This window comes from Sphaerimonospora thailandensis, assembly GCF_016863115.1.
In the GTDB taxonomy this organism is placed as follows: Bacteria; Actinomycetota; Actinomycetes; order Streptosporangiales; family Streptosporangiaceae; genus Sphaerimonospora; species Sphaerimonospora cavernae.
Genome location: NZ_BOOG01000033.1, coordinates 32,789 through 55,535, shown reverse-complemented (window position 1 = coordinate 55,535; position 22,747 = coordinate 32,789). Strand labels below are relative to the sequence as shown.

Sequence of the window (22,747 nt, the reverse complement as noted above, 5' to 3'; positions counted from 1 at the left end):
TAAAAGTTTAAACCGAAGGTTCAACGATACTGTCGAAGGTGTGACTATTGGGATCAAAGACACCACTCATGCCGTCGAGGCCGCTGCCGTCATGAAGCTGCTCCCGGCCCGGCCGCGACTGCTCGCCCTGGGCGAGCCCACCCACGGCGAGGACACTCTGCTCGACCTGCGCAACGAGCTCTTCCGCCAGTTCGTCGAGCGGGAGGGCTACCGGACGATCGCAATCGAGAGCGACTGCATGATGGGCCTGGTCGTGGACGACTACGTCACCTCGGGTACCGGCGCTCTCGACGAGGTCATGGAGCGCGGCTTCAGCCACGGGTGGGGCGCGTCCGCGGCCAACCGCGAGCTCGTGCGCTGGATGCGCGCGTACAACGACGGTCGGCCCGCGTCCGAGCGGCTGCGCTTCGCCGGTGTCGACGGCCCGCTGGAGATCAGCCACGCCGCCAGCCCCCGCCAGGCCCTCACCGCACTCCACGGCTACCTCGCGGCCCGGGTGGACGCGGACCTGCTCCCCTGCACAGCGGAAACGCTCGACCGTCTGCTCGGCGCCGACGACCGGTGGACCAATCCCGCCGCGATGATGGACCCGTCCCAGTCCGCGGGGCAGTCGGCCGAGGCCAGTCAACTGCGGCTGCTCGCCGACGATCTGGTGGCGCTGCTCGACGCGCAGACGCCGCACCTGATCGCGGTGTCCTCACGAGGCGACTGGGACCGGGCACGCCTGTACGGGCGCACCGCCACCGGCCTGCTGCGTTACCACTTCTGGATGGCCGACACCTCACCGAGCCGCCTGACGCGGCTGTGCGCGATCCGGGATTCGATGATGGCCGCCAACCTCCTCGCCATCGCCGAGCGGGGCCCGGCGCTGGCCCACGCCCACAACGGCCATCTCCAGCGGAACAAGAGCACGATGCGGATGGGCGGCCTGCCGCTGGAGTGGTGGAGCGCCGGCGCGATCGTAAGCGCCCACCTGGGCGAGGAGTACGCCTTCCTGGCTACGGCCGTCGGCACGATCCGGCACCAGGGAGTGGACACCCCGCCACCAGACACCGTCGAAGAGCTCCTGTACGCACTCCCGCAGGACCGCTACGTCGTCGACACCCGCCGGCTGGCCGCCGCCCTCGCCGGCGCCCGGCCCACCCCCCGGGTGTCCCCCTGGTTCGGCTACTCCCCCCTGGACCCGGCCCACCTTGACGAAAACGACGGGATCGTCTTCGTCAAGGACCTCCCGCGGAGCTAGGCTTCCCCAGGCTTCAGCGTGGCGATCGCGGCAGCGCCACCGTCCCGGTGCTGGGGACCAGCGCTGCATCGACCCGCCCCCGAGCTCGCGCGGCACGTCGACCAGGCCCGCGCTGAACCCGCTGGATCCAGTTGGTCTGCTCGCTCAACCTGGCGGCCGGAGCGGCGCCGGAAGGCGGAGCGTTCGGAGCGAAATCACCTGAGTTTGCTCCGCGGTGTCGATTTGCGGCTGCCCCGTTCGACCTTGGGGTGAGAGGGTCGACAGGCGACCCCGATGGCAAGGAGATCGACGACGGCGAAGTACATGCTGATCATGCGGGGCACCGACGAATCCATCGCCAAGATGATGGACACGCCCATGGAGCAGATGCTCGATGCGGTCGGCCGCTTCAACGAGGAGCTGGTCCGGGCCGGCGTGCTCGTCGCCGCCGAGGGCCTGGACGACCCGGCCCAGGGCGTGGCGCGAGCGGACCGGCCAGCTGTGACGCTCGCAGCCACGGGCGGCCCGCCGAGCACGTCGCCGTCTTCGGTGCCGGAGACCGACTGGGAACGCATCGTGCTGCTGTATGAGGCGCTCGGCCGCGTGGCCCCATCCCCCGTCGTCGAACTCAGCCGTCGCCGTCGCGATGGCGAACGGACCACAGCAGGCACTGTCGATCGTGGACGAACTGGTCGCATCCAACCGCCTGCCGGGGTCGCACCTGCTCCCGGGCGTACGCGGCGAGCTGCTCGCCCGCCTCGGCCGGACCGCCGAGGCACAGGCCGAACTGGAACTCGCCGCCCGGCTGTGCCGCAACCTCCGTGAACGGGCGGTGCTGCTGCGCAAGGCCGCCGCGGCCGGCTGACCTGTTCGATGCGTTCCGAAGCCGAAGAGGTCTTTTCCGGTCGCCGCTCGACGGGTCCAGACCCGCCTCTCCCTCGGCCCCAACTCATGAGGGGGACGTCATGAACTGCGGCGGTCTTCAAGCTCCTCATTGATCGCGACGAGCAGGTCTTGGGCGGTCATGATCTCCTTCTTGCCCGCCTCGACCTTCTCCCTCTCCCCCATCCGCCCCGCGATCAGCGCTTTGGTGTCGGCGATCCGTTTCGTCAGGGACTTGTCGACCTCCTCTGCCTTACCGGCCGGCAATCCGGCCGCCGCGAAGACCATCTTCAACTCCGTCTTCGGCACACCGTCGAAATCACCGAACCAATTGACGGGCAGTCGCCCGCAGTGCCGGTGCAGCAGCGCCAGCCGTGGCAGCCCGTACCTGCGCAGGGTCGGCGTCCGCTCCGCCAGCAGCAGCGTCCGCACGGTCAGCGCCTCGATGTCATTGCGCTGCATGGCGAGGTCACTGATCGTCCACCACTGGCCACGCAGAGCCGCCCGCGTCGCGCGCGGCCAGACCGGCTTCCGCCGATCCCCGTCAGCCCGGTCCGGCACCGGCGGCCTGCACGACGAACCGCGCTCGGCATGGAGCGTCGCCGCGTCCCAGAGCTCGGCGAACCGGCCGGCCAGGTCCTCGTCCCGCTTCGTCCACTCCTCCGGCGGCAGGGGCGTGGCCTCGAGGCGCATCTGATTCACTCCCTGCGTGGACGACAGCCGCCGGTAACGCTTCCGCCGCTGCTTCGGGGAGGGTGCCGTGATCCCCGCCCGCATCAACTCCAGCTCACGGGTGGAGGACAGGCGCAGATACCGCTCCAGCTTCCGGAACGTGCGGTGAAACCAGATCGACCCCATCCGCCGCAACCACACGGAGTATGCCCACGAGCCCACCATGCCCAGGAACAGCAGCGCGAGAATGGCCCATGTCCCCGGCTTCAGCCCTGTGCTGACGGGCTCACCGTTTTTCTCACCAGTGGGCTCCATGAAGAAGGTGGACACGGGCCACTTGTCAACGCTCATGAAAAAGTCCATGAACGTCAACACTCCGAAGCCGCCCACCGCGACGCTCAGCCAGAAACCCGCCCGCTGCAGCACCTCCAACTCCCGGACACGGCGCTCGTCGAAGGCGTGCGCCATCGCTTCGAGCAGGTTCTTGTACTGCTCCGTGGCCCGGTCCACCACGTAGCGTGCCTGCGTCCCACGTCGCTTGACAGTCGTGAAGCGGCTGGCGTCATCCAGTGCCTCGCGCAGCCCTCGGCCCGCCCAGCCGAGCGTCGCGGCGAACTGGTCGTCGGCCAGGTGCTCCAGCCGTTCGATCCGACGGACCCGCTCATCGAGGTGGCTGGCCACGTCGGCGAGGTCCGCCATCCCCTGCAGGAGGGTCAGATGGATCAGTTCCACGGCCCGGTGCGCCCGGTTCAGTCTCAGCCAGCGCCGGATCGGGAGATGGGAGGCCACTCCGTCCCACAGCGCGCTCATCGTACGCGCGGCGTGCTGGTAGATCATGGCGTGCTCCCGCCAGACCTCCAGGTCGTTGCTGATGTCGTTACCGGACGCCACCAGCGTCTCCAAGGACAGCAGCCCGACCACCGCCGACCGGAATTGCTCCCCCACGACGGTGCCGTTCAGGTGCGGCGTCTTCGGCAGCACGACGTAGCACTCCCGCACCTTCCGATCGCCACGCCGGATGGGCACCACACACACGTCGGCACTGCTCAAGGCCAGATCGAGGTCGTCGGCGAACAGCCGCCACCGCATCCCGGGACGCCTTCCCACCTTGCGGAACAGCCTGGGACGCTCGTCCACGTCGCGGGGCGAGACGGTCCCGTGCATCGTCTCGTACAGATCACGCGCGGACCGCAACTCCTGCTCTCCGACCGCGTCATGTGTCGGCTGCGCCCTCTGCTTCCGGACGACCTGCTTCCGGACGACCTGCTTCCGGACGACGTCGCCCTCCATGGCGATCCAGAACTCCGGCGCGGCGTACTCCTCCTGAAGGTCCTGATTCACCTTTTGGAAGTGGCCCTCCACGTACTCCCGCGCCTGCCGCTCGTAGTCCACAAACCACTCATGCCGCGCCCGGTCACCGTCCTTCGGCGGCAACCAGCGTCCGGCCTTCTCCGGCGCCCACGCGGGATCCCCGGCCCAGAAGCTGACGCCGATGACCATGATTCGGGAGCTCCAGCGGTTCCGGAACTGGATATCGAGCAAGATCCACGGTTTCCGGCCGCTCTCCGGCTTTCGGAACTCTCCCACCTCGTGATCTGGGTGGATCAGCACGTGGCACCAGGGGAGGTGGTCTGCCGCGGCGAGGTAACCGGCCTCGATATCCCGCCTCGCCCGGTCGACTTCCTTGTTACCCTTTTCGAGTTCTCGCAGGGCATCGGCGCCGGTGTGCCACGTCACGTTGTCCAGCAGGCCCTCCGGCGTGTCCGCCAGCCACACCTTGTTCGCACTGCCCGGAGATTCGAGCAGTTCGCTGATGATGCGATCCTCAGCCTCGCCGCTGTCGGGGCCCCACGCGCGCCACTTACGGCAATATGTCACTAAATAGACCAGATGTACGGATGACTCCGAGGACTCCACTCAGACCCTCCAATCACCGCCTTTCCATTAGATGACCCATGGCCTGGATCGTCTCACCAGACGCAGCGAAACAATCTGATTACAACCATTCTGGGGGCACATCTCGCTTTACTGCTATATCTAACAATTCCTCACTAACAATCGGTGAAACGCTCGTGGACAGCAGGCTGGACGGCAGGACCTGTGGAACGACCTGCTGGTCGCCGGGCTCGTCGACGAACTGCACGTCATGGTCGGCGCCGCCGTTCTCGGCGGGGGCACCCCGGCCTTCGGCAGCGGCCCGGTCCCGTCGCTGCGGCTCGTGAACACCCGGCGCCGGGACGGCTCGGACAACGTGCTGCTGCGTTACCAGGTGGTCGACCGCGACGACACATGACGTAGACCAAGCACCGTGCCGGGCCGTACGGGCTCCGGCGCCTGCGCGTCCGCGCAGCGGAGGCGCAGGAGCAGCCACCGTCAGCGGCCGGAATCCCATTGATCAGAGCGTCCGCCGTGTTTAGCGTGGCCCGCATGGCGAAACTCCCCGAGCTGTATGTGGCCGTCGACGTGGAGGCGGACGGGCCGATTCCGGGGCCGTACAGCATGATCTCGCTCGGCATGGCCGTCGTCGGCCGCCCCGACCTCACCTTCTACACCGAGCTGCGGCCGATCTCCGACGACTTCGTACCGAAAGCTCTCGCGGTCTCCGGCCTCGACCGTGAGCGCCTGCTGCGGGAGGCTCCCACGGCTGAACAGGCCATGTCCGCGGCCACCCGGTGGATCGACGGCCTGCGGCGGATCGGCCGTCCCGTCTTCCTGGCCGGTCCCGCCGTCTTCGACGGGATGTTCGTGCACTGGTACTTCATGCGCTTCCTCGGCAAGAGTCCCTTCAACATCTCGGGCGCCGGCCTCGACCTGCGCAGTTACTGGATGGGCCTGACCGGCTGCGAGTGGGGCGACTCACGCAAGACTATGATCATCAAACAACTGGGGCTCACCGGTCTCACGCACACCCACCACGCCGGTGACGACGCCGCCGAACTGGCCCAGATCTTCGAAGCCATCCTGAAAAGCCGCCAGAGCCGGGAGACCGACCCGACCCAGAGCGGTTAGCGCCGGCGTCGCGCAGTGCTCCCCCGCCAGTGCTCCCTGGTCAGCACGCCGCTCAGTGCGCCGAGGCGGCATGCCGTACGGCATGGGCCGGGCGTGCGCGCCGGCGGAGGGCTTATCGGCGTTGAACTTGCGGGTGGGGATGGCGAGGATTGCAATTACTGACGGTATCGATGCTGTAGCGTTCCGTCATGCCATCCCCCCTGCATGACACACTCAACCTGATGTTCCGGAACCGGCCGCGGCTCGCCGTGGAGATGTTGCGCGACCATCTGGGCGTCGATGTGCCCGCCGGGCTTCCAGTCCAGGTGGTGAGCAACGAACTCAACGACCGTCCGTCCAAGGACCTGCGTCCGGACACGGTGATCACGGTCGGGCCTCGGCACGACCCCAAGCACGCCATCATCGTGGAGATCCAACAGAAGAAGGAGGAAGCGAAACGGGAGCAGTTGCCGCGGTATGTCGCCGCGCTGTGGCTGCAGCTGTCCTGTCCGGTCACGGTGCTGATGATCTGCCCGGACGCGGGGACCGCCGCATGGGCGGCCGAGCCGATTCCCACCAACCTGGCGGGTTACACGCTGAGGTGTGAGGTGATCGGCCCGGACCAGATCCCGCCCATCGCCGATCCAGCGGAGGCGGCGGCACATCCGGAACTGGCCGCACTGTCGGTGATGACCCATGGCGAGCATGCACCGGTGGTGGAGGCGCTCATGGCCGCGCTGGAACACCTCCCCACCGAACACGCTCCGCAATACTATGAATACGCTTACCGCCTGGCCCCGCTGGCTGCCCGACTCATGATGGAGAAGCTCATGGAATCAGCTGTCTGGCCGGTCTACAGTCCCTTCGCCCGCGAGCACTACGGCAAGGGCCTCCAGGCCGGCCGAACAGAAGGTCTTCAGGAAGGCCTCGTGAAGGGTGAGGCCAGGACGGTGCTGACCGTCCTGCAGGTGCGGGGCATCCCCGTCTCCGAGGCCGACCGCACCCGCATCAAGACCTGCACGGACCTGGACCTGCTCGATGAATGGGCGCGGCGCGCCGTCACAGCCACCTCCACAGCCGACCTGTTCCGCGACGAACCCGAACGCCCCGCCGGCTAAGGAATCGGTTGCCCTTCGACTGCCGAGTAATGTCTCTCCTGACACTCTGCGAGGCGGCGATCGGTCCGCCGGGGACAACGAAGCAAAGGGGGCGCCTACCGCCGGGCGTTCCGGGCCGAGCCGCCATGATGACCTACCGGTTCAACGACGCCGGCCGTTATCGGACCACGCGTAGCCGCAGGTTCGTCGCTCGCGGCGCGTGGGTCAGGCTGAGACGTTCGATCCTGACGTTGGTCCCACCATCTTGCCCATTACCTACCTCCGTCGAGATCGGGTTGTGGTTCCAGCGCCGGCCGCATCGTGGGGGCATGCGGCTTCCTCGACCACCATCGTGAGCTTCTGGGCGGCCGGCGCGCAGCACGTGTTCGGCCTGTGCGGCCGGGACACCGACTTTCAGCGGGAGGTCGTCGCGGCCTGGCTGCACGACAAACCAGCGCCCAACCGTTGGGCCACTCTGCTGCGCTCAGGGTGTGTGAGCGGTGGAGAAGTCGGCCCCTGCCTGGACGTCGTCGGCGAGGTGACGGACGCCGGCGTAGTGATCGGGTGTCGTCATGGGCGAGTCTCCGGTGTCCGGACGAGAACGGGCAGTAGGTATCGGACACGTCTATCGATGTCCGCCGCCGCGCGGCCGAAAGCGGCATGGCTGTCCTGCGCGGTGTCGCGTGCCGTGGCCGGGTCGAGGATGCTCCAGTGGACCCGCCGAGAACGGTCGCCGAATTCCGGGCACACTTCGCGGACCTTGTCACATAGCGTGATCACGTAATCGAACCGGCGACCGCGCAACGTGTCCAGATGGCGGGGCCGCTGGTCGGCGATGTCGATGCCGTACCGCTCGCGCAGTACCCCTGCCGCGCCGGGGTGCACCCGCGGTTTGGGCCGGCTGCCGGCACTGGTCACCGTCAGGTGGCCGGCGGTGTGGTGGCGCAGCAGAGCTTCGGCGATCGGCGAGCGGGCGCTGTTGCCCGTACACGCGAACAGCACCGCGAGGCGCGGCCACCGCTGCCGGCCGGCCGGGGACTCCGGCGCCTCGGCGACGTGGTGCAGTGCCGGATGTAGGGCGGCCCCGGCGCCGGCCAGGGCCTGCGCGCAGCGGTCCAGGTCCAGCCGGTAGTAGCTGTCGCGGCCGTCGAAACTGCTACGTGTGGCGGTGACCAGGCCGCCCTCGCGCAGCAGCCGCAGGTGGTAGGAGACCAGGTTCTGCGGCGCTCCGACCAGCTCCATGAGTTCGCGGACCCGCAAGTCACCTGCGGCGAGCTCGGTCAACAGCCGCCACCGCAGCGGGTGGGCGGCCAGGCGCACGAACGCCGGGGGGGCTTGACTCGATGACGCCATGGCCTGGACGATACATCAAATCAAATTGATGGACTACCTAGGGAACGGCTGACGAGGAGGCGGGCGGTGGCATCCCCACGACAGCCCGGTGACGTACCCGGATCGGACCGGCCATCTCACGGCAGCGGCGACCACCTCGCACGCCGGCTGGGCACCGGGGACGCGGTGGTGATCGGGCTCGGGTCGATGATCGGAGCGGGCGTGTTCGCCGCGTTCGGCCCCGCCGCGCGCGCCGCCGGCACGGGCCTGCTGATCGGGCTGGTGATCGCCGCGGTGATCGCGTACTGCAACGCGGCCGCCTCCGCGCAACTGGCGGCGGTGTACCCGACCTCCGGCGGCACCTACATCTACGGCCGCGAACGCCTCGGCCATTGGTGGGGATTCACGGCCGGATGGGGCTTCGTGGTCGGCAAAACCGCCTCGTGCGCGGCCATGGCACTCACCTTCGCCTCCTACGCGGTGCCCGGCCCATGGTGGGCGCAGCGCACCGTTGCCGTCGCGGGCGTGCTGGGAGTGGCTGCGCTCAACTACCGCGGCGTGACCAAGACCGCTCTGCTCACCCGTGTGCTCGTCGCCACCAGCCTGACCGCCCTGGCCGTCGTGGTAGTGGGTATCGCGGCAGGCGGGCACGCCGGCACTGCGCACCTGGGCGGCTTGTCGGCGGTGGGCAGCGGCGGCGCCTACGGCATCCTCCAGGCCGCGGGGCTGCTGTTCTTCGCCTTCGCCGGCTACGCCCGCATCGCCACCATGGGCGAGGAAGTCCGGCACCCGCACCGCACCATTCCCCGCGCGATCCCGATCGCCCTGTTCATCACCGTGGCCGTCTATCTGGTGGTCGGGGTCGCGGCGCTGCTGGCCGCCGGGCCGCACCGGCTCGCCGCCGCGTCCGCGCCGCTGACCACCGCGCTCGATGCGGCGGGCGCCGGCGCCCTGGCCCCGGTGGTGCGGACAGGAGGCGCGCTGGCGGCGCTGGGCGCACTGCTGGCCCTGATCGCCGGCATCGGCCGCACCAGCCTGGCCATGGCCCGCCACCGCGACCTGCCCGGCCGGCTCGCCGCCATCCATCCCCGCCACCGGGTACCGCACCACGCCGAGATCGCCCTCGCGGTCGTGGTCAGCGTCCTGGTGATCACTGTTGACCTGCGCGGCGTGATCGGCTTCTCCTCGTTCGGCGTCCTCGTCTACTACGCCATCGCCAACGCGTCCGCGTTCACCCAGCCCGCAGCCGACCGCCGCTGGCCGCGCTGGCTCAACCTGCTCGGCGTCGCCGGTTGCCTGACCCTGGTCGCCACCCTGCCCCGGCAGTCCGTACTCGCCGGCGCGATCATGTTCGCCGTCGGCCTGGCCGGTCGATGGCTTATCCTGCGCCGCCGCGACGGTTGAGCGATCTGTGCAGCGGTGCCCGGTGAACCGGGGAGGTCGGCCCGCCATAGCCTGGGGGCATGGGTGACGACGTGGTGACGCTGTTTCTCTGCGGCGACGTCATGCTCGGCCGTGGGGTGGACCAGATCCTGCCGCACCCGGGAGGCCCGCTGCTGCGTGAGTCGTACGTCCTGGACGCCCGGACGTACGTCGAGCTCGCCGAGGAGGTGAACGGGCTGATCCCGCGGCGGGCCGACTACTCCTATCCCTGGGGTGAGGCGCTTCGGATTCTCGACGAGGTCGCGCCTGACGTCCGCGTGGTGAACCTGGAGACGAGCGTCACGCGAAGCGATCACTTCGCCCCGGGCAAGGCGGTCAACTACCGGATGAACCCGCCCAACCTGCCCGCCCTGGCCGTCGCCCAGCCCGACGCGTGCGCACTGGCCAACAACCACGTGCTGGACTTCGGCCGCGAAGGCCTCGCCGAGACCCTCGACGCCCTGGCCGCCGCCGGGATCGCGACGGCCGGGGCAGGCCGCGACCTGGCCGAGGCGCGGCGGCCGGTGGTCGTGCCGTTGGCCGGAGGCGGCCGGGTGCTGGTGTTCTCGTTCGGCATGGAGTCCAGCGGGATCCCGCCGACCTGGGCGGCGTCCGCCTGCCGTTCCGGTGTGGACCTCGTGCCCGGATCGTCGGAGCACGCCGCCGGCGAGATCACCGAGCGGGTACGGAAGGTCAGACGGCCCGGAGACATCGCGGTCGCCTCCATCCACTGGGGCTCGAACTGGGGATATCGGATCTCCCGGGCGGACATCCGCTTCGCGCACGCGCTGATCGACGGCGGCGTCGACATCGTGCACGGGCATTCCTCACACCACCCGCGCCCTATCGAGCTGTATCAGGGCAAGCTAATCCTGTACGGCTGCGGCGACCTCATCGACGACTACGAAGGCATCAGCGGATATGAGGAGTTCCGCGACGACCTCCGGCTGCTCTACTTCGCCACCCTCGACCCGGCCACGGGCAGACTGACCGAGCTCCGCATGGCACCCCTGCAGTCGCGGCGCATGCGATTGTGCCGCGCGACGCCCGACGACGTCGAATGGCTGTGCGCCACCCTCGACGAGTTCAGCCAAGGTTTCGGCGTCGACATCCGCCGCGCCCCCGACGGCCTGCTGACCCTGCAGGCGGCTTGATTCGCGGCTCCCGCGCGACTCCGCCGAAGGCGCCTCGCCGGAGAGCCTTCACAGCGCGGCTCCGGAACGGCCTGCCCCTGAAAGGTTCATCGCTGTAGGTCGCACACCACCGACGTACGGTCGGCTGCCGGGGTTCTCTTGACCAAGACCACTATCTATGGTGACATTCCCCGTAAGCCGGTAACGACCGTACAGCGCGGAGGACCGAGGCGATGCGGACGAGGACACGGGTGAGCACGGTGGGCGCGGCGGTGCTGGGGGCGGCCGTGTTCCTGGTCCCGCCGGCGGTGGCCGGCGCCGGATCGGCCAATCCGACACCCATGCCGTCGTCGTCCATTCCGTACCCCTGCAAGACCTCCCCGGCGCCGTCCGCGACTCCGGCCAACACGCCGCCCACCGCGCCGGGAACACCCGAGATCGTCCGCACCACGCTGAACGTGGTCCGGCTGCGCTGGGCCCCGGCCACCGACTCGGACGGCATCGCCTGCTACTACGTACGGGAGGACCGGGGGGACGGCACGTTCGCCGTCGTGGCCAGCTTCCAGCCCGCCGTGACCGAGGGCGACGTCTACCTGCCATGGCCGCCGTCCGGCGTCCCCTCCCAGACGCACAACCTGTACGTCGTGGCGGTCGACACGAAGGGCGCGATAGGGCCGGCGTCCGGCACGGTCGCCGTGACGATCTACAACGACGTCATCACACCGCCTTCACCGTCGCCCTCGCCGTCGCCGAGCCCCGTCTGCCAGGTGAAGGCCACCTCCACGACCTGGAACAGCGGGATGACCACGAACATCACGATCACCAACACCGGGTCCACGACCGTGCGGGACTGGCGGCTGGCGTTCACCTTCCCCAACCCCGGCCAGCAGGTGACCTTGGGATGGTCGGCCACCTGGTCACAGACCGGCGCGGCGGTGACGGCGACCGCCACGTCCTGGAACAAGGACATCGCTCCCGGGCAGACGCTCTGGATCGGCTTCAACGGCACCCACACCGGCGCCAATCCCACCCCCGCCGCGTTCCTGCTCAACGGCGCGTCCTGCACGTGACCTCGCACCCCGACGTACGGCACACGACGGGCATCCGTCTCACCGCTGTTGGAAGCTTTCAGCCGTGACGCGCCGGTGAGCGGAAGAGACCTGCCGGTTGTGCCAGTCGATGTACTCGAGTTCGACGTGCTCCAGGCCGGGCTGAGGCTCACGGGCCGGACGCCCGGCCAGGGAGAGCACCATCTCTTTGGCCGTCGATGTCCGGCCAACGAATCTTTGCGAGACGCTGATCGTGCGATCGGAGCTCAGGCCGAGAACGCCCTTGTCGAACAACTTGTGGTGCAGCACGCACAGGCATAATCCGTTGGCCAGGTCGTCCGGGCCTTCGAAGGCCCACCAGCGCACGTGCGCGGCGTCCAGGCCGATCGCGGTGCCGTCCAGCCAGCCGTCGTAGCCGCAGAACGCGCAGCAGTACTCGTAGGCGATCAGGACCTGTTCACGGAAGGCCGGATTCCGCCGTACGGCCCTGGCCTTCGGCCGGGTGATTCCGCCGGCTACTGCGGTTTCCAGGTCGGTCAGTTCAAGACCGGCGGCCAGACAGATGTCCGGGTGCAGCGACGGCTCGAAGTTCGCATCCAGCAGGGCACGGGCGAGCTGCGCGACCAGCCGGGAGTCGTCGTGCAGCGCGCGTACGAGGTCGGGGTGCAGGCGGCCCGCCGCCTGACTCTCGCGCAACCGGCCGAGCTCCGAGCCAGGGCTGCCTGGCCCCTCGGCCGTCTCCACCAACCAGATGCCGTCATTGGTCAGGTGATGGAACGGATACCCCGGACTGGTCTTGCGTGGCGGGCCGAACTCCTGGAGTAGTCGTTTCAGGTCCGCTTCGGCAGCGCTGAACGGGATCGGACGACTGCCCTGGCGTTGGAAGCACCCGAGGGCGTAGAGCAGGAGCAACGGCTTGTGTGGTGCCCGTTCGCCGCCACGTGACCACCGCCGGATGTCGGCGATCCGCTCGACCCAGTCCATAACGCGACAGCATAAGACGATCTTGCAGATCACGGAAGAGCCGAGATCGGCACTTGAGGGAGACTGGCCAGATCCACTGTCCGAATTGCGGGGACATTCCAGATATAGGATGCCCGCGTGAACCCCTCTGATCTTCCTCTCCATGCCCGGATCAAAACGCTCCTGAGCATGGTTGGAAGCCTCGAAACCGCGACGTCTCAGAAAACCGGTACAGACAAACGGCACCAGCCCCTCACTCTCGTCTGGGCTCTCGGCCGAGCCGCTCAAGGTGAAGATCGTCTCACCTCCTGGGCAACTGCCCGCCAGGAGATCAGCGGCCTGATCAGGGATTTCGGCCTGGTGGACGACGGCCCCAACCCCGAATTCCCGATCCTCAAACTCACGAGTTTCGGGCTATGGGACTTACCCGGCCACTCGAACCCACCTCCGGCACATGGCAGCCGCGCAACCAGCTGGATGAGGGAGAACCAACCCGACAGCGGGCCGATCAAGTGGGTTCACGACATCGTGACGAACCATGAGGACGTTCGTGCGCAGACCGCCATCATGCTCCTCAACAAATATTTCAAGGACATCGACCACAACGCCTTGCTGGATCGTGTCGGGCTCGCAGCGACCGATGCACCACTACCCGAGGGAACGCGGGTCCCCGCCCGGCGCGAGACGACCACGTCGCGGGTGGTCCGTGACTCACCTCTCGCACGGTTGATCAAGAGCATGCACGGCCACCGCTGCCAGATCTGCGGAGACCGGCTACAGCTTCCGAACGGCTTCTATGCCGAGGGCGCTCACATCCGCCCACTCGGTGACCCGCACAACGGACCCGACACGCCGGGCAATCTTCTCTGCTTATGTCCCGATCACCACGTGCTGTTCGACGGAGGCGCGATCAGGATCACGGATGATCTGAAGGTGGTGGACGTGATCACGAGCGACGCGATCGGCCCACTCCGCACGGTCCCGGGACACATCCCCGACAAGGATCACCTGAGCTACCGCAGGAAGATCTTCTCGGCGTAAGGCAATGCTCAGGAGGGGCCGTCGAACTCGCCATCCTTGACGCCGCCGATGAAGGCGTCCCATTCGCTGGGAGTGAAGGCCAGGACCGGGCCGTCGGGGTCCTTGGAGTCACGGATCAGGTAGAGCCGTTCTTCGTCCGCCTTGTGCTCGACCCCGGCCTCGCCGGCATCGGCGATCGCGACCTCAACGCAGTCCTGGTTTGCGCTGCTGGAGCTCTTCCGCCAGACGCCGACCTCGACACAGTCCTGACCATTCCCGCTGCGTACGCTCTTCTTCCATTCGACGCGAGACAGCTCCGGCTTGAACATCCCACTTTCTCCTCTCATGCCGACCGGCCGAGTCCAGTCATCGTCTCGGTAAGAACACTCCGGGACTGGTCCGGGTCCAGCGCCTTGGCGCGAAGGTGGTCGAACATCACCGTATATCGGTAAACATCCGTCTCCTGTTCCACATAGAGACTGCCCGTGAAGTTCTCCAGGGACACCACATCTGGGTGGGCAGGCTCGGGAAACTCCAAGATCTGGAAGGCGCCGTTCGTACCTGGATGCGCCCCGGCAGCGAAGGGCAGGACTTGGACGGTGATGTTGGGTAAATCGACCAATTCGAGGAGCCGCCCGAGTTGGGCCCGCATGTCAGCAGGGCTGCCGATGGTCCGGCGGATGACCGCCTCATCCAGGATGGTCCAGAGGCGAAGGGGCTCGTCCTGAGTGAGCAGCGCCTGCCTGGCCATGCGGACCTCGACACGACGCTCGACCTCGGCTGGCGATGACAGGCCCATCAGAGCCGAACGGATGATGGCACGTGCATAGTCCTCGGTCTGGAGGATGCCGGGGATCACCGAGGGGGCGAAGCTGCGCATCGAGGCGGCCTCATCTTCAAGCCCGATGTAGGTGGCGTATTCGCTGGGGAGATCCCCGTAGGCGTGCCACCAGCCCTTCTTCTGCGCATCCCGTGCGAGGTCGAGCAACTCCTTGCGCTTGGCGTCATCGACCTCGTAGAGATCAACAAGCCGCTCGACATCCTTCAGCGCCACGCCGACGCGGGAGGTCTCGATGCGCGAGACCTTGGTGGCAGACCAGCCGAGCCGCTCGGCGACCTGCTCGATCGTCATCTCGGCCCGCTCGCGCAAACGACGCAGTTCTGCCGCCAGACGTCGCCTACGCACCGTCGGGCTGCCGCTTTGCCGCATGTACACCCTCCCTTGATCCGAGACACAGAGTAGCGAGTCGACGACGGATAGTGCCAAAGAAATCCGCAACGCAATTTGCGGATCCTGTTGCGCAGCGATCGCGACAGTCGCATGCTCTTCGTATGCGTCCGATCACTTTCCGTGAAAGCGGGCGCTACACCAAGGCCACGACGGGACGAGAGGGCAGCGGGGAGATGCGGGTGCGGGATGTTGGGGTGGAGGCGGGCCATCTGATCCGGCTGGCCGGGGAGCTGCACGATCTCGGGGTGGACTCGGTCGTACGGCTGCCGCCGCACCACGAGCCGGCCATGGAGATCCCCCTCTACGACCCCGGGTCGCGGCTGCGGGTCACCGCCGTACGGCGGGGCCGCACCTGGATGTTCATCTGGGGCCGCAGCCGCCGCCGGCGCGTCCCGACCTCGACGCCCGAGGCCGCGCAGCGAGTCGTCGCCGCTGCCCAGGCTGCCCGGGCCGCGCACGAAGCCCGGCTCGCCGCGACCGCGGAGACCGTACGGGTAGCGCGGGCAGCGGAGGTCCTGTCAGACAGAGACGACGTCTCTGGCGCACCGGGTGTCCGGGTTCTCTGGAGGGCGCGATGAAGGCACTCGGCCTGCTGGGGCAGGTCGAGTTGCCCGGCGAGACCGCCTCCGTGCCGAGGGCCCGCCGCTACCTGCGGGTGCTGCTGGCCGCCACCGGCCACCCCCGCGTCGACGACGCCCTGCTGCTGACCACCGAACTGGTCGCGAACGCCGTACGGCATTCCGACTCCGCCCGCCCCGGCGGTCAGGTCACCCTCGCGGCCGCCCTGCGCGATGGAACGCTCCACCTCGACGTCATCGACGCCGGCTCCTCCGTCCACAAACCCCAGATCTGTACCGACAGCGACATAGATCAACCGAGCGACGGAGGCCGCGGCCTCTGGCTGGTACGGCAGTTGGCCACGGCGTGGGGCTGGCACGACATCCCGGCGGGCCGCGTGGTCTGGTTCCAGCTCGCCGAGAAGTGATGCACAGGGTGATCGCCTATCCATGTAGGCGATCACCCTGCATATAAAACCATCACATTACTCGCATCGTCAGCAACGCTCGGTCAGGCTCTCTCCATTAATTCTTGGGGATAAGTTGATCACGGGGCACCTGGTTCGCGATAGCCCTCTGCCACCGCTCACGCACAGCAGTCCGACTGTTTTCCCCGGCGGAGATGCCTTGCTCGCTCGAGAGTGGAACATCTCCATATTTCGGAGTAAGAATATTCAGCTCCGCGCTATTGCGTCGCGTCGCGAACAAGTACTCCTGGCCGACACTGAGAAGGGCATCCTCTTCGAACACCTTTAGCTGGTTGGCCATCGAGTCATAACCGCCACGCTGAGCTACGGTAACAGCCCCAGAAAAGGAGCCCTTCAGACTTTCGGAAACATCGACACTCCAAAGCGTGACCGGAATGTCTGTAGTGCTATATGTAGTTTGGCCGGCCTTGGCGGTTACGCGTCCGATAAAAACGTTATCGGCCCACCCGGCAAGCTTCCTCTCATCCGAGTAGTCGAACGCACGCTGGCCATGAATATAACTTACCGAGAAGTCGGGACGAGCGATCGTTCCGATCACGCCGACAGCCACTGCTCCCGCGATGCCGCCGGCGAGTATCTGATAGACGGCGGAACGTGCCATCTTTTTCTTCAGCACCATTGGGCTCTGCATCCATTCTTGTCGTCGGTCCGCGGCGACGTAATCGACCAGGGGTGGCGCGCTCCTCAGCCTGACCAGGGGGTTGACGAGGGCATCAGAAGCTACCGGCGCGCGACTGATTCAGAACTGGCGGGAGCAGGCCCGAGCCGGTCGCGCAGGGTGTCCATGTCAGGGACGAACCACAGCTGCGTGCCCCGATTGCTCTCGTAGACGAAGTCCCGCAGGGCGGTGCTGGCGGCGGTGTGCCGGGAGATGTCGCCGACGACGGCGAGGCCCAGCCGGTAGTTGACGAACTTCTGCGCGATCTCCCCGGCGACGCGCGTACGCAACCGGAAGAAATCGTCCGTGAACCGGCCGGCCGGGACGGCTACCCACTCGGCGCCCTGATAGGAGGCGTTGCCGATGAGGTCGACGGCGTCGCGCTCACCGCGCAGCGGCTCGCCGTCCGCCGCGCACACGAAGACCGGAGTGCCGTTGATCTGCTGAAGGGCGTCAGTCATGTGGGTGCGTACCTCCTGGTGTTCGCCGAACGATCGGCAGGGTCCGGCCTGTGAGGAGGACGGTGTGGTTGCCCTTCATTCCGCCTCCCCGACCAGCACGTCGATGATTTTGATCAGCTCCGCTGTGCTGTCCAGGCCGCCGAGGATGACGACCTTCAGATTGGCCCGTTCCTCGTCGTAGACGGCCTCGACGCGCATCCGTCCGTCGCCGTCCGGTCCGTGGGCGATGGCGGCCATGACCGTGGTGGTCAGCCGGGTGACGGCCTCGCGGTCGATCCCGTCGATCCGCACGATCGTCGACGCCTCGGCGTACGGGCCGCCGCCCCGGCCAGTGGAGGGCGCCGCGTTCCCGGTGAACGCCTCCAGGTCCTCGCGTGCGATCCGATACTGCTTGCCGATCCGGGTCGCCTTCAGCCGGCCGTCCCGTACGTAGGCGCGCACGGTCTTCACGTGGAGGCCCAGCAGCGCCGCCACCTGGTCGACCGAGTAGTACTGCCGCGCCACCGCTCCCCCTCCGCTCACCGCTCGCCCCCTGCCGGGCACTCCTCAAACTTCCCTAACACTCCCCAACATTATGTACGATAGGGAATGTTAGTCAGGTTCGCGTGCCGAGCCGCGTTCGAAAACGCGTTGCCGCCCCCTGGCCTCCTCCCTAGACTTCCGCCCTGTGCTTCACCCCCGCCACCCCATCACCACCCGCCGCCTCCTGCTGCGCCCCTTCACCTCCGGCGACCTCGACGCGGTCCACGCCTACGAGTCCCTCCCCGATGTCGCCCGCTACCTTTACTGGCAGCCCCGCGACCTCGACGCCTCCCGCGCGTCCCTCGACGCAAAGATCACCCGTACCGCCCTGCACCAGGAGGGCGACGTCATCGAACTGGCGATCATCCTGGCCGACAGCGGCGAGGTCATCGGCAGCACCCTGCTGATCTGGACCAGCCGGGAACACCGCCAAGGCGAGATCGGCTACATCCTCCACCCCCACCACCACGGCCGCGGCTATGCCGGCGAAGCCGCCCGCGAGATGCTCCGCCTGGGCTTCGACCAGCTCGGCCTGCACCGCGTCACCGGCAGGCTGGACGCCCGCAACGCCGCCTCGGCCGCCGTCCTGCGCAAGCTCGGCATGCGCCAGGAAGCCCACCTCCTGGACAACGAGTACGTCAAAGGCGAGTGGACCAGCGAGATCGTCTACGCCGTCCTCGAACACGAATGGGCCGCCCAGGCCACTGTCCGGCATCTGGCCCTGCTCACCGACTGGGATGCCGCCCGCCAGTCCGGCGAATACCGCGTCTCCACCCTCGGCCGCACCCTCGAGCAGGAGGGCTTCATCCACTGCAGCCGCGACGCCGCCCAGCTGCGCGACGTCCACGACACCTTCTACAGCGGCGTCACCGAGCCGCTCGCCGTCCTGCACATCGACCCCACCGGCCTGGACATCCGCGTGGAAGGCGGCTTCCCCCACCTGTACGGGCCGCTGCCCGTCGGCGCGGTCATCGCCGTACATCCCTGTCCCCCGGCCGACTGAACCCCGCCGGGCGCCGCATCCTGCGGGCCCACCTCGATCCGATACCGCAGCCGGAGCTGCTGACAGCCCATTCCGGAGGCGTACGGCGAGGCGGGACGGCCCGGGCCGCCGGCGCAGTACGGCCCGGCCGTCGTCACGGGCTCAGCGGAGCAGGCCGACTCCCGCGAAGCCCACGACGCCCGGGAGGCGGGGAAGGTGGGGCTCCCCCTCCTCGGGACGCCACTCCTCGGTGGGCACCAAACCCGGCTCGACCAGGTCGAACCCGTCGAAGAACGTCATGATCTCCGCGTACGAGCGGGGCGTCGCGGAGCCGGCCGAGGTCTTCTGGTAGAGCTCCCGGCCCTTGCGGATCTGCTCCTCGTCGAGGTCGCCGTACGACAGGTGGCTGATCGCCATGCCGCTTCCGGGTGCGAGGCGGTCGCGCAGCGTCTTCACGATCCGCTCGGCGTCCTCGTCCGCCGGGACGAAGTGGAGCACGGCGAGCATGAGCAGGCCGACCGGCCGGTCGAAGTCGATGTGCCCGGTGACCCTGGGGTCGTCGAGGATGGCCTCCGGCTCCCGCATGTCGCCGTCCACGACGATGGTCTGCGCGTTGTCCTCCAGCAGGGCGCGTCCGTGGCTGAGCACGATGGGGTCGTTGTCGACGTACACGATCCGGGATTCGGGCGCCGCGCGCAGCGCCACCTGGTGCACGTTCTCCTGGGTGGGCAGGCCGGTGCCGATGTCGAGGAACTGCCGGATCCCGTTCTCGCACATGAGTCGCACGGCCCGGCTGAGGAAGCGCCGGTTCGCCTGCACCCCCTCCCGGGCGTTGGGGGTCAGCTCGATCAGCTTCTCGGCCGCCGCCCGGTCGGAGGCGAAGTTGTCCTTGCCACCGAGCAGGTAGTCGTAGATGCGGGCCACACTCGGAACAGTCGGATCGACTCCCGCCGGCACTTTTTCCATGTCAGCCATCCCCGCCTGAGACGCGTCTTTTGTGGATCTTAGCCGAGCAAACGAGCGAGGTGGCCCTTCCGCGGCGGTCTGGTCGCGTTTGCTCAACGCCATCGCCGAGGGCCTGGCCCAGGTGCCCACCCACCTCGGTGAGGATCACGACGACGAGGAGCAGCGGCGGCGGGAGCTGGATGTGCGGGAGTTGCGCTCAGCCGTTGGCCTCGATCGAAGACAAGGAAAGCGCCCAATTTCCCCCCGCGCTCTTTCCATGCACGTCATCGGCCACAGCGCGAACCATAAGCACGGATTCCACGACACACAATAATCGCCCTTTCAGTCAAAAACAGGCTGATATCGCATCATAACTCAATTATGCGGCAGGAAGGGGACAGACCACAAACAGAATTATGAACCGGGCATGCTCGGTGACGAGCACACCCTGACTGGATAGAACGGCAGATGTGCGGTCTACTTACCATGGCACCACCTACCCGGGATCTGCTGCCTACCCAGCGAGGGCCGTGGCATGAGACTGTTGACGCCGATGGGGCGACAACTCACCGCCGTAGAAGCCAGAAGATGGTTGGCCGTTCACGGCATCGTCCTCGTGGCCGAGGCCACCGTGGCGGAACTCACCTCGTTTCTTGGCGATTGGACGGTTCCCTACTCCCATCCTCATGAGAGCAGCCCCGGGATCACCGTCATCCAGCCACTCGCGGTGAGCGACGGCAACGGCAACGGCTTCACACGCCGGTCTTTGCCTCTCCACACCGATCGCGCACATTCACCTGCGCCACCCACGATAGTGGGATGCCTCTACACCCAGCCTTCCTCCAAGGGCGGTGAGTCCCTTCTCTTGGATGGGGCAGAAATTGTCCGGGCCGCCGAGCGCAGTACGTTGGTCTCAGAGGCACGACATGTCGTCTTACGATCCAGGGGGCGCCCCTGGTTGCCTGTCATCTCGTCCTCTACCGACTCGAAGCGCTACCGCATCCGGTACAGATCCGATCAGATGGCGCAGCCGCACGCCGCAACCGTCGGCGCCCAGCCCCTGCTCACCATGATGCAGGGCGCACTTACGACGCCCGCCGTCCACTTATTTGAGGAGGGGCAGGGCTACCTGATTCACAATCAGAGATTTCTACACGGCCGCAGAACATTCACCGGGAATCGCGAAGCCATTAGGATAATGGCGGTAGTCATGGGCTCCTCCGCACACTCCCACATGAACACCGGATTCGAATTGACAAACGATCGCTCCGACCAACTCCAGGGTTAATGCGTGCGTGCTCCAAAGAAATATGGTGCCGTCATTCGGGAGCTCAGATGCTTACCTGAGCAGACATCCCCGGATTTCCCGCAAGCCATACGGGCCGCCATCGAGCGCCTCCCCGAACCAGAAGAGACATTACGTGAGATACTGGAACTTTCCAGACTTGAACCATCCACACGTTTTTGTGCCTTATATGGCCTGCTCCTCCGAATACGGCGAGAAGAACGGCACACCGACTACGAGCAAACAGTGGCACGCTACGCCAAACAGTTCTCCAGAGAACCCTACTTCGTTACTTTCCTCGCCATAATCGAACGCAACCGCGGGGATGTCGCCAGTCTACGCAAAGCAGTGGAATATTCTCGTAGGGCGACTGTCGACATGCCCAACGTCGCTGGAGTTGTGCACCAACTGGCCGCCTTCATGGCAGAATACCTCGAACGGAGGTCAACCCCGCCAACGAAAAACGAGATCGCAGAAGCGGAGCAATGCGCAGACAAAGCCATAATATCCTCCAATGGGCAGGTCGCTCATTATCATGAAACAAAAGCACGCATCCTGGCACTTCGGCGAGATTTTGATTCGGCTCGCGTTTCCCTGACTCGGGCCATCGAACTGGAGCCGCGCGACGGCCGCGATCATCACAGGCGGCTGACTCAGTACCACACCACACGAATACGGATCGACCTGCTGGAGCAGCAGGCTCGCTGGGACGAAATGCAAGAAAGCGGTAGACGGGAGTTGGCGGAGTTCAAAAACCAACAGCTCCAGTTGATGGGGTTGCTCGCCGCGGTCGTGGCATTGATCGCTGCGGGAGGAAGCATCGCCAGCCAGAGCAAACCCGCGGACGGCGTAGCTCTCATCCAAGTGATGGCAGGCTCCGTCGTCATCGTCTTCTCGGCCTTCTCATTGATGACCGCGCGCTCGTTGTGGCGCGTGCTGGTCTCGTTCCTGGCCGGCGTGGCATTGATAGTGATACCGCATCTGATAGGACGGTGACGAGACCGTTGAAAGTCCTTGATCTGACGCAGAGTCCCGGCTCGCGGACGAAGCCGACGGAGGATCGGGCAGGGGCATCGGGAAACCTCGCCTGGGTGATAGACGGAGCAACCGATTTCACCAATGAAATGACACTGCCTGCGGCATCAAATGTCCAATGGCTGGTGGATCTCGTTCAGCAGCGTCTGCATGTAATCGGTTCTGGCGCCGACGCCAAGACTGCCGGCGACGTTTTCGATGCTCTGGGGAGAGACGTGCGCACCCGACTGGCAGATCTTTCTCCGCACGACCTGCACAATCACCCCTGTTGCTCGATCGGCCTCGCCGTAATACATGACGACTATGTTCAACTAGGGCGCATCGGCGACGCCACTATTATCGCCTATCGCGAGTCAGAGGTCGCCCGGGAGATCAGTACCGATTTCTTTGAGGCTCGTGAAGCGGGAGCGGTCGAGCGGGCCAGGTCACAGCAGCAAACAAGGCAGGAGATCGTAGACGCGATGTTCGCACGACGAACGGAGTACATCAAAGGCGTCTATGAAGAATCGGTTTTCTCCGGCCATCCCGACGCGGTTTTCAAAGTCCACGCGGAGACCCTTCCGTTGGAGAGTATTGACACACTGCTGCTCTGTACCGATGGCTTCGCCCGCGCTGTTGCGGACTATCGGATATTTCCAGATTGGCATAGCCTCGGCCACCACGCGCGCGAGGATGGTCTCGACAGCATCACCGCCCGGATCAGGCAACGCGAATCAGGCCCGACACAGGCGGCAGCGGCGAAGAAATTCAAGAATGCCGACGATTTGGCGGCGATTCTTTTGACCCTTGAAAGTGAGAACTGA

At 66.7% G+C, this 22,747-nt stretch carries 24 protein-coding genes and 1 pseudogene; 15 read left to right on the top strand and 10 right to left on the bottom strand.

The window, feature by feature from the left end; all coding sequences use genetic code 11:
* Nucleotides 1–40: 40 nt before the first annotated feature.
* A complete protein-coding gene (locus tag Mth01_RS17795; protein ID WP_204016992.1) occupies nucleotides 41–1,243 on the top strand; it encodes an erythromycin esterase family protein in 1,203 nt (400 codons plus the stop codon).
* A gap of 194 nt (nucleotides 1,244–1,437) precedes the next feature.
* On the opposite strand, the gene Mth01_RS30415 is transcribed toward Mth01_RS17795, so the two are convergent.
* Nucleotides 1,438–1,797 (bottom strand): hypothetical protein, encoded by a 360-nt coding sequence (locus Mth01_RS30415; protein WP_204017031.1) that lies wholly within the window; start codon nucleotides 1,795–1,797, stop codon nucleotides 1,438–1,440.
* A gap of 11 nt (nucleotides 1,798–1,808) precedes the next feature.
* Between Mth01_RS30415 and Mth01_RS17785 the strand changes: the two genes are divergently transcribed.
* Nucleotides 1,809–2,087 (top strand): hypothetical protein, encoded by a 279-nt coding sequence (locus Mth01_RS17785; RefSeq protein ID WP_407695955.1) that lies wholly within the window; start codon nucleotides 1,809–1,811, stop codon nucleotides 2,085–2,087.
* A 98-nt stretch (nucleotides 2,088–2,185) separates the two neighbouring features.
* Here Mth01_RS17785 and Mth01_RS17780 read toward each other — a convergent pair whose 3' ends face one another.
* Nucleotides 2,186–4,654 (bottom strand): hypothetical protein, encoded by a 2,469-nt coding sequence (locus Mth01_RS17780; protein ID WP_204016991.1) that lies wholly within the window; start codon nucleotides 4,652–4,654, stop codon nucleotides 2,186–2,188.
* A gap of 220 nt (nucleotides 4,655–4,874) precedes the next feature.
* Here Mth01_RS17780 and Mth01_RS17775 point away from each other — a divergent pair, with 220 nt between their 5' ends.
* The 3 genes from Mth01_RS17775 (at nucleotide 4,875) to Mth01_RS17765 (ending at nucleotide 6,882) form a co-directional block, all read left to right on the top strand.
* Entirely contained in the window at nucleotides 4,875–5,069 is a 195-nt protein-coding gene (locus Mth01_RS17775; RefSeq protein WP_204017027.1) for a dihydrofolate reductase family protein, read from the top strand.
* 134 nt (nucleotides 5,070–5,203) lie between these two features.
* Nucleotides 5,204–5,785, top strand: a complete 582-nt coding sequence (locus tag Mth01_RS17770) for a 3'-5' exonuclease (RefSeq protein WP_239089770.1) — start codon at nucleotides 5,204–5,206, stop codon at nucleotides 5,783–5,785.
* 188 nt (nucleotides 5,786–5,973) lie between these two features.
* A complete protein-coding gene (locus Mth01_RS17765; RefSeq protein ID WP_239089769.1) occupies nucleotides 5,974–6,882 on the top strand; it encodes a hypothetical protein in 909 nt (302 codons plus the stop codon).
* 549 nt (nucleotides 6,883–7,431) lie between these two features.
* Here Mth01_RS17765 and Mth01_RS17760 read toward each other — a convergent pair.
* Entirely contained in the window at nucleotides 7,432–8,214 is a 783-nt protein-coding gene (locus tag Mth01_RS17760) for an arsenate reductase/protein-tyrosine-phosphatase family protein (RefSeq protein ID WP_204016989.1), read from the bottom strand.
* Between the two features lie 66 nt (nucleotides 8,215–8,280).
* On the opposite strand from Mth01_RS17760, the gene Mth01_RS17755 reads away from it, so the two are divergent.
* The 3 genes from Mth01_RS17755 to Mth01_RS17745 all read left to right on the top strand — a co-directional run bounded on the left by Mth01_RS17755 (nucleotide 8,281) and on the right by Mth01_RS17745 (nucleotide 11,818).
* Entirely contained in the window at nucleotides 8,281–9,597 is a 1,317-nt protein-coding gene (locus tag Mth01_RS17755; RefSeq protein ID WP_308440809.1) for an APC family permease, read from the top strand.
* Nucleotides 9,598–9,656: 59 nt separating this feature from the next.
* Entirely contained in the window at nucleotides 9,657–10,769 is a 1,113-nt protein-coding gene (locus tag Mth01_RS17750) for a CapA family protein (RefSeq protein WP_204016988.1), read from the top strand.
* 212 nt (nucleotides 10,770–10,981) lie between these two features.
* Nucleotides 10,982–11,818 carry a cellulose binding domain-containing protein gene (locus tag Mth01_RS17745; RefSeq protein ID WP_204016987.1) on the top strand — a complete coding sequence of 279 codons (837 nt, stop codon included), beginning with the start codon at nucleotides 10,982–10,984 and terminating at the stop codon, nucleotides 11,816–11,818.
* Nucleotides 11,819–11,876: 58 nt separating this feature from the next.
* Here Mth01_RS17745 and Mth01_RS17740 read toward each other — a convergent pair.
* Nucleotides 11,877–12,781 (bottom strand): annotated as a pseudogene (locus Mth01_RS17740) (phosphorothioated DNA-binding restriction endonuclease).
* A 117-nt stretch (nucleotides 12,782–12,898) separates the two neighbouring features.
* Here Mth01_RS17740 and Mth01_RS17735 point away from each other — a divergent pair.
* Entirely contained in the window at nucleotides 12,899–13,801 is a 903-nt protein-coding gene (locus tag Mth01_RS17735; protein WP_204016985.1) for an HNH endonuclease, read from the top strand.
* Nucleotides 13,802–13,809: 8 nt separating this feature from the next.
* On the opposite strand, the gene Mth01_RS17730 is transcribed toward Mth01_RS17735, so the two are convergent.
* Both Mth01_RS17730 and Mth01_RS17725 read right to left on the bottom strand, forming a co-directional pair.
* Nucleotides 13,810–14,109, bottom strand: a complete 300-nt coding sequence (locus Mth01_RS17730; protein ID WP_204016984.1) for a DUF397 domain-containing protein — start codon at nucleotides 14,107–14,109, stop codon at nucleotides 13,810–13,812.
* Between the two features lie 14 nt (nucleotides 14,110–14,123).
* Nucleotides 14,124–14,990 carry a helix-turn-helix domain-containing protein gene (locus Mth01_RS17725; RefSeq protein WP_204016983.1) on the bottom strand — a complete coding sequence of 289 codons (867 nt, stop codon included), beginning with the start codon at nucleotides 14,988–14,990 and terminating at the stop codon, nucleotides 14,124–14,126.
* Between the two features lie 122 nt (nucleotides 14,991–15,112).
* On the opposite strand from Mth01_RS17725, the gene Mth01_RS17720 reads away from it, so the two are divergent.
* Both Mth01_RS17720 and Mth01_RS17715 read left to right on the top strand, forming a co-directional pair.
* On the top strand, nucleotides 15,113–15,589 hold the full coding sequence (locus tag Mth01_RS17720; RefSeq protein WP_204016982.1) for a hypothetical protein: 477 nt from the start codon (nucleotides 15,113–15,115) through the stop codon (nucleotides 15,587–15,589).
* The gene (locus Mth01_RS17715; protein ID WP_204016981.1) at nucleotides 15,586–15,996 is read left to right on the top strand and encodes an ATP-binding protein; all 411 of its coding nucleotides are present in this window, start codon (nucleotides 15,586–15,588) and stop codon (nucleotides 15,994–15,996) included. Before Mth01_RS17720 ends, Mth01_RS17715 begins: the two co-directional genes overlap by 4 nt.
* A 97-nt stretch (nucleotides 15,997–16,093) precedes the next feature.
* On the opposite strand, the gene Mth01_RS17710 is transcribed toward Mth01_RS17715, so the two are convergent.
* From Mth01_RS17710 to Mth01_RS17700, 3 genes are all read right to left on the bottom strand, one after another.
* A complete protein-coding gene (locus Mth01_RS17710; protein ID WP_204016980.1) occupies nucleotides 16,094–16,675 on the bottom strand; it encodes a hypothetical protein in 582 nt (193 codons plus the stop codon).
* A gap of 101 nt (nucleotides 16,676–16,776) precedes the next feature.
* Nucleotides 16,777–17,175 (bottom strand): DUF4180 domain-containing protein, encoded by a 399-nt coding sequence (locus Mth01_RS17705; RefSeq protein WP_204016979.1) that lies wholly within the window; start codon nucleotides 17,173–17,175, stop codon nucleotides 16,777–16,779.
* Nucleotides 17,176–17,250: 75 nt separating this feature from the next.
* On the bottom strand, nucleotides 17,251–17,697 hold the full coding sequence (locus tag Mth01_RS17700; protein WP_308440808.1) for a helix-turn-helix domain-containing protein: 447 nt from the start codon (nucleotides 17,695–17,697) through the stop codon (nucleotides 17,251–17,253).
* A 145-nt stretch (nucleotides 17,698–17,842) separates the two neighbouring features.
* Between Mth01_RS17700 and Mth01_RS17695 the strand changes: the two genes are divergently transcribed.
* On the top strand, nucleotides 17,843–18,700 hold the full coding sequence (locus Mth01_RS17695) for a GNAT family N-acetyltransferase (protein WP_204016978.1): 858 nt from the start codon (nucleotides 17,843–17,845) through the stop codon (nucleotides 18,698–18,700).
* 141 nt (nucleotides 18,701–18,841) lie between these two features.
* On the opposite strand, the gene Mth01_RS17690 is transcribed toward Mth01_RS17695, so the two are convergent.
* A complete protein-coding gene (locus tag Mth01_RS17690; protein ID WP_239089768.1) occupies nucleotides 18,842–19,645 on the bottom strand; it encodes an SAM-dependent methyltransferase in 804 nt (267 codons plus the stop codon).
* 514 nt (nucleotides 19,646–20,159) lie between these two features.
* Between Mth01_RS17690 and Mth01_RS30410 the strand changes: the two genes are divergently transcribed.
* The 3 genes from Mth01_RS30410 to Mth01_RS17675 are packed head-to-tail and all read left to right on the top strand — an operon-like array spanning nucleotide 20,160 to nucleotide 22,747.
* Nucleotides 20,160–20,912, top strand: coding sequence for a TauD/TfdA family dioxygenase (locus Mth01_RS30410; RefSeq protein WP_204016976.1), 753 nt, complete (start codon nucleotides 20,160–20,162; stop codon nucleotides 20,910–20,912).
* Between the two features lie 3 nt (nucleotides 20,913–20,915).
* Complete coding sequence (locus Mth01_RS17680) at nucleotides 20,916–21,905, top strand: hypothetical protein (RefSeq protein ID WP_204016975.1); 990 nt, start codon at nucleotides 20,916–20,918, stop codon at nucleotides 21,903–21,905.
* The gene (locus tag Mth01_RS17675; RefSeq protein ID WP_204016974.1) at nucleotides 21,902–22,747 is read left to right on the top strand and encodes a protein phosphatase 2C domain-containing protein; all 846 of its coding nucleotides are present in this window, start codon (nucleotides 21,902–21,904) and stop codon (nucleotides 22,745–22,747) included. Before Mth01_RS17680 ends, Mth01_RS17675 begins: the two co-directional genes overlap by 4 nt.

What these genes read in the sequence shown, in the direction of transcription:
- Mth01_RS17720 (WP_204016982.1), top strand. Translation starts at nt 15,113, where the DNA reads ATGCGTCCGATCACTTTCCGTGAAAGCGGGCGCTACACCAAGGCCACG.
- Mth01_RS17770 (WP_239089770.1), top strand. Translation starts at nt 5,204, where the DNA reads ATGGCGAAACTCCCCGAGCTGTATGTGGCCGTCGACGTGGAGGCGGAC.
- Mth01_RS17730 (WP_204016984.1), bottom strand. Translation starts at nt 14,109, where the DNA reads ATGTTCAAGCCGGAGCTGTCTCGCGTCGAATGGAAGAAGAGCGTACGC.
- Mth01_RS17690 (WP_239089768.1), bottom strand. Translation starts at nt 19,645, where the DNA reads ATGGAAAAAGTGCCGGCGGGAGTCGATCCGACTGTTCCGAGTGTGGCC.
- Mth01_RS17785 (WP_407695955.1), top strand. Translation starts at nt 1,809, where the DNA reads ATGAGGCGCTCGGCCGCGTGGCCCCATCCCCCGTCGTCGAACTCAGCC.
- Mth01_RS17750 (WP_204016988.1), top strand. Translation starts at nt 9,657, where the DNA reads ATGGGTGACGACGTGGTGACGCTGTTTCTCTGCGGCGACGTCATGCTC.
- Mth01_RS17710 (WP_204016980.1), bottom strand. Translation starts at nt 16,675, where the DNA reads ATGGTGCTGAAGAAAAAGATGGCACGTTCCGCCGTCTATCAGATACTC.
- Mth01_RS30415 (WP_204017031.1), bottom strand. Translation starts at nt 1,797, where the DNA reads ATGCGTTCCCAGTCGGTCTCCGGCACCGAAGACGGCGACGTGCTCGGC.
- Mth01_RS17725 (WP_204016983.1), bottom strand. Translation starts at nt 14,990, where the DNA reads ATGCGGCAAAGCGGCAGCCCGACGGTGCGTAGGCGACGTCTGGCGGCA.
- Mth01_RS17760 (WP_204016989.1), bottom strand. Translation starts at nt 8,214, where the DNA reads ATGGCGTCATCGAGTCAAGCCCCCCCGGCGTTCGTGCGCCTGGCCGCC.
- Mth01_RS30410 (WP_204016976.1), top strand. Translation starts at nt 20,160, where the DNA reads ATGAGACTGTTGACGCCGATGGGGCGACAACTCACCGCCGTAGAAGCC.
- Mth01_RS17745 (WP_204016987.1), top strand. Translation starts at nt 10,982, where the DNA reads ATGCGGACGAGGACACGGGTGAGCACGGTGGGCGCGGCGGTGCTGGGG.
- Mth01_RS17715 (WP_204016981.1), top strand. Translation starts at nt 15,586, where the DNA reads ATGAAGGCACTCGGCCTGCTGGGGCAGGTCGAGTTGCCCGGCGAGACC.
- Mth01_RS17705 (WP_204016979.1), bottom strand. Translation starts at nt 17,175, where the DNA reads ATGACTGACGCCCTTCAGCAGATCAACGGCACTCCGGTCTTCGTGTGC.
- Mth01_RS17765 (WP_239089769.1), top strand. Translation starts at nt 5,974, where the DNA reads ATGCCATCCCCCCTGCATGACACACTCAACCTGATGTTCCGGAACCGG.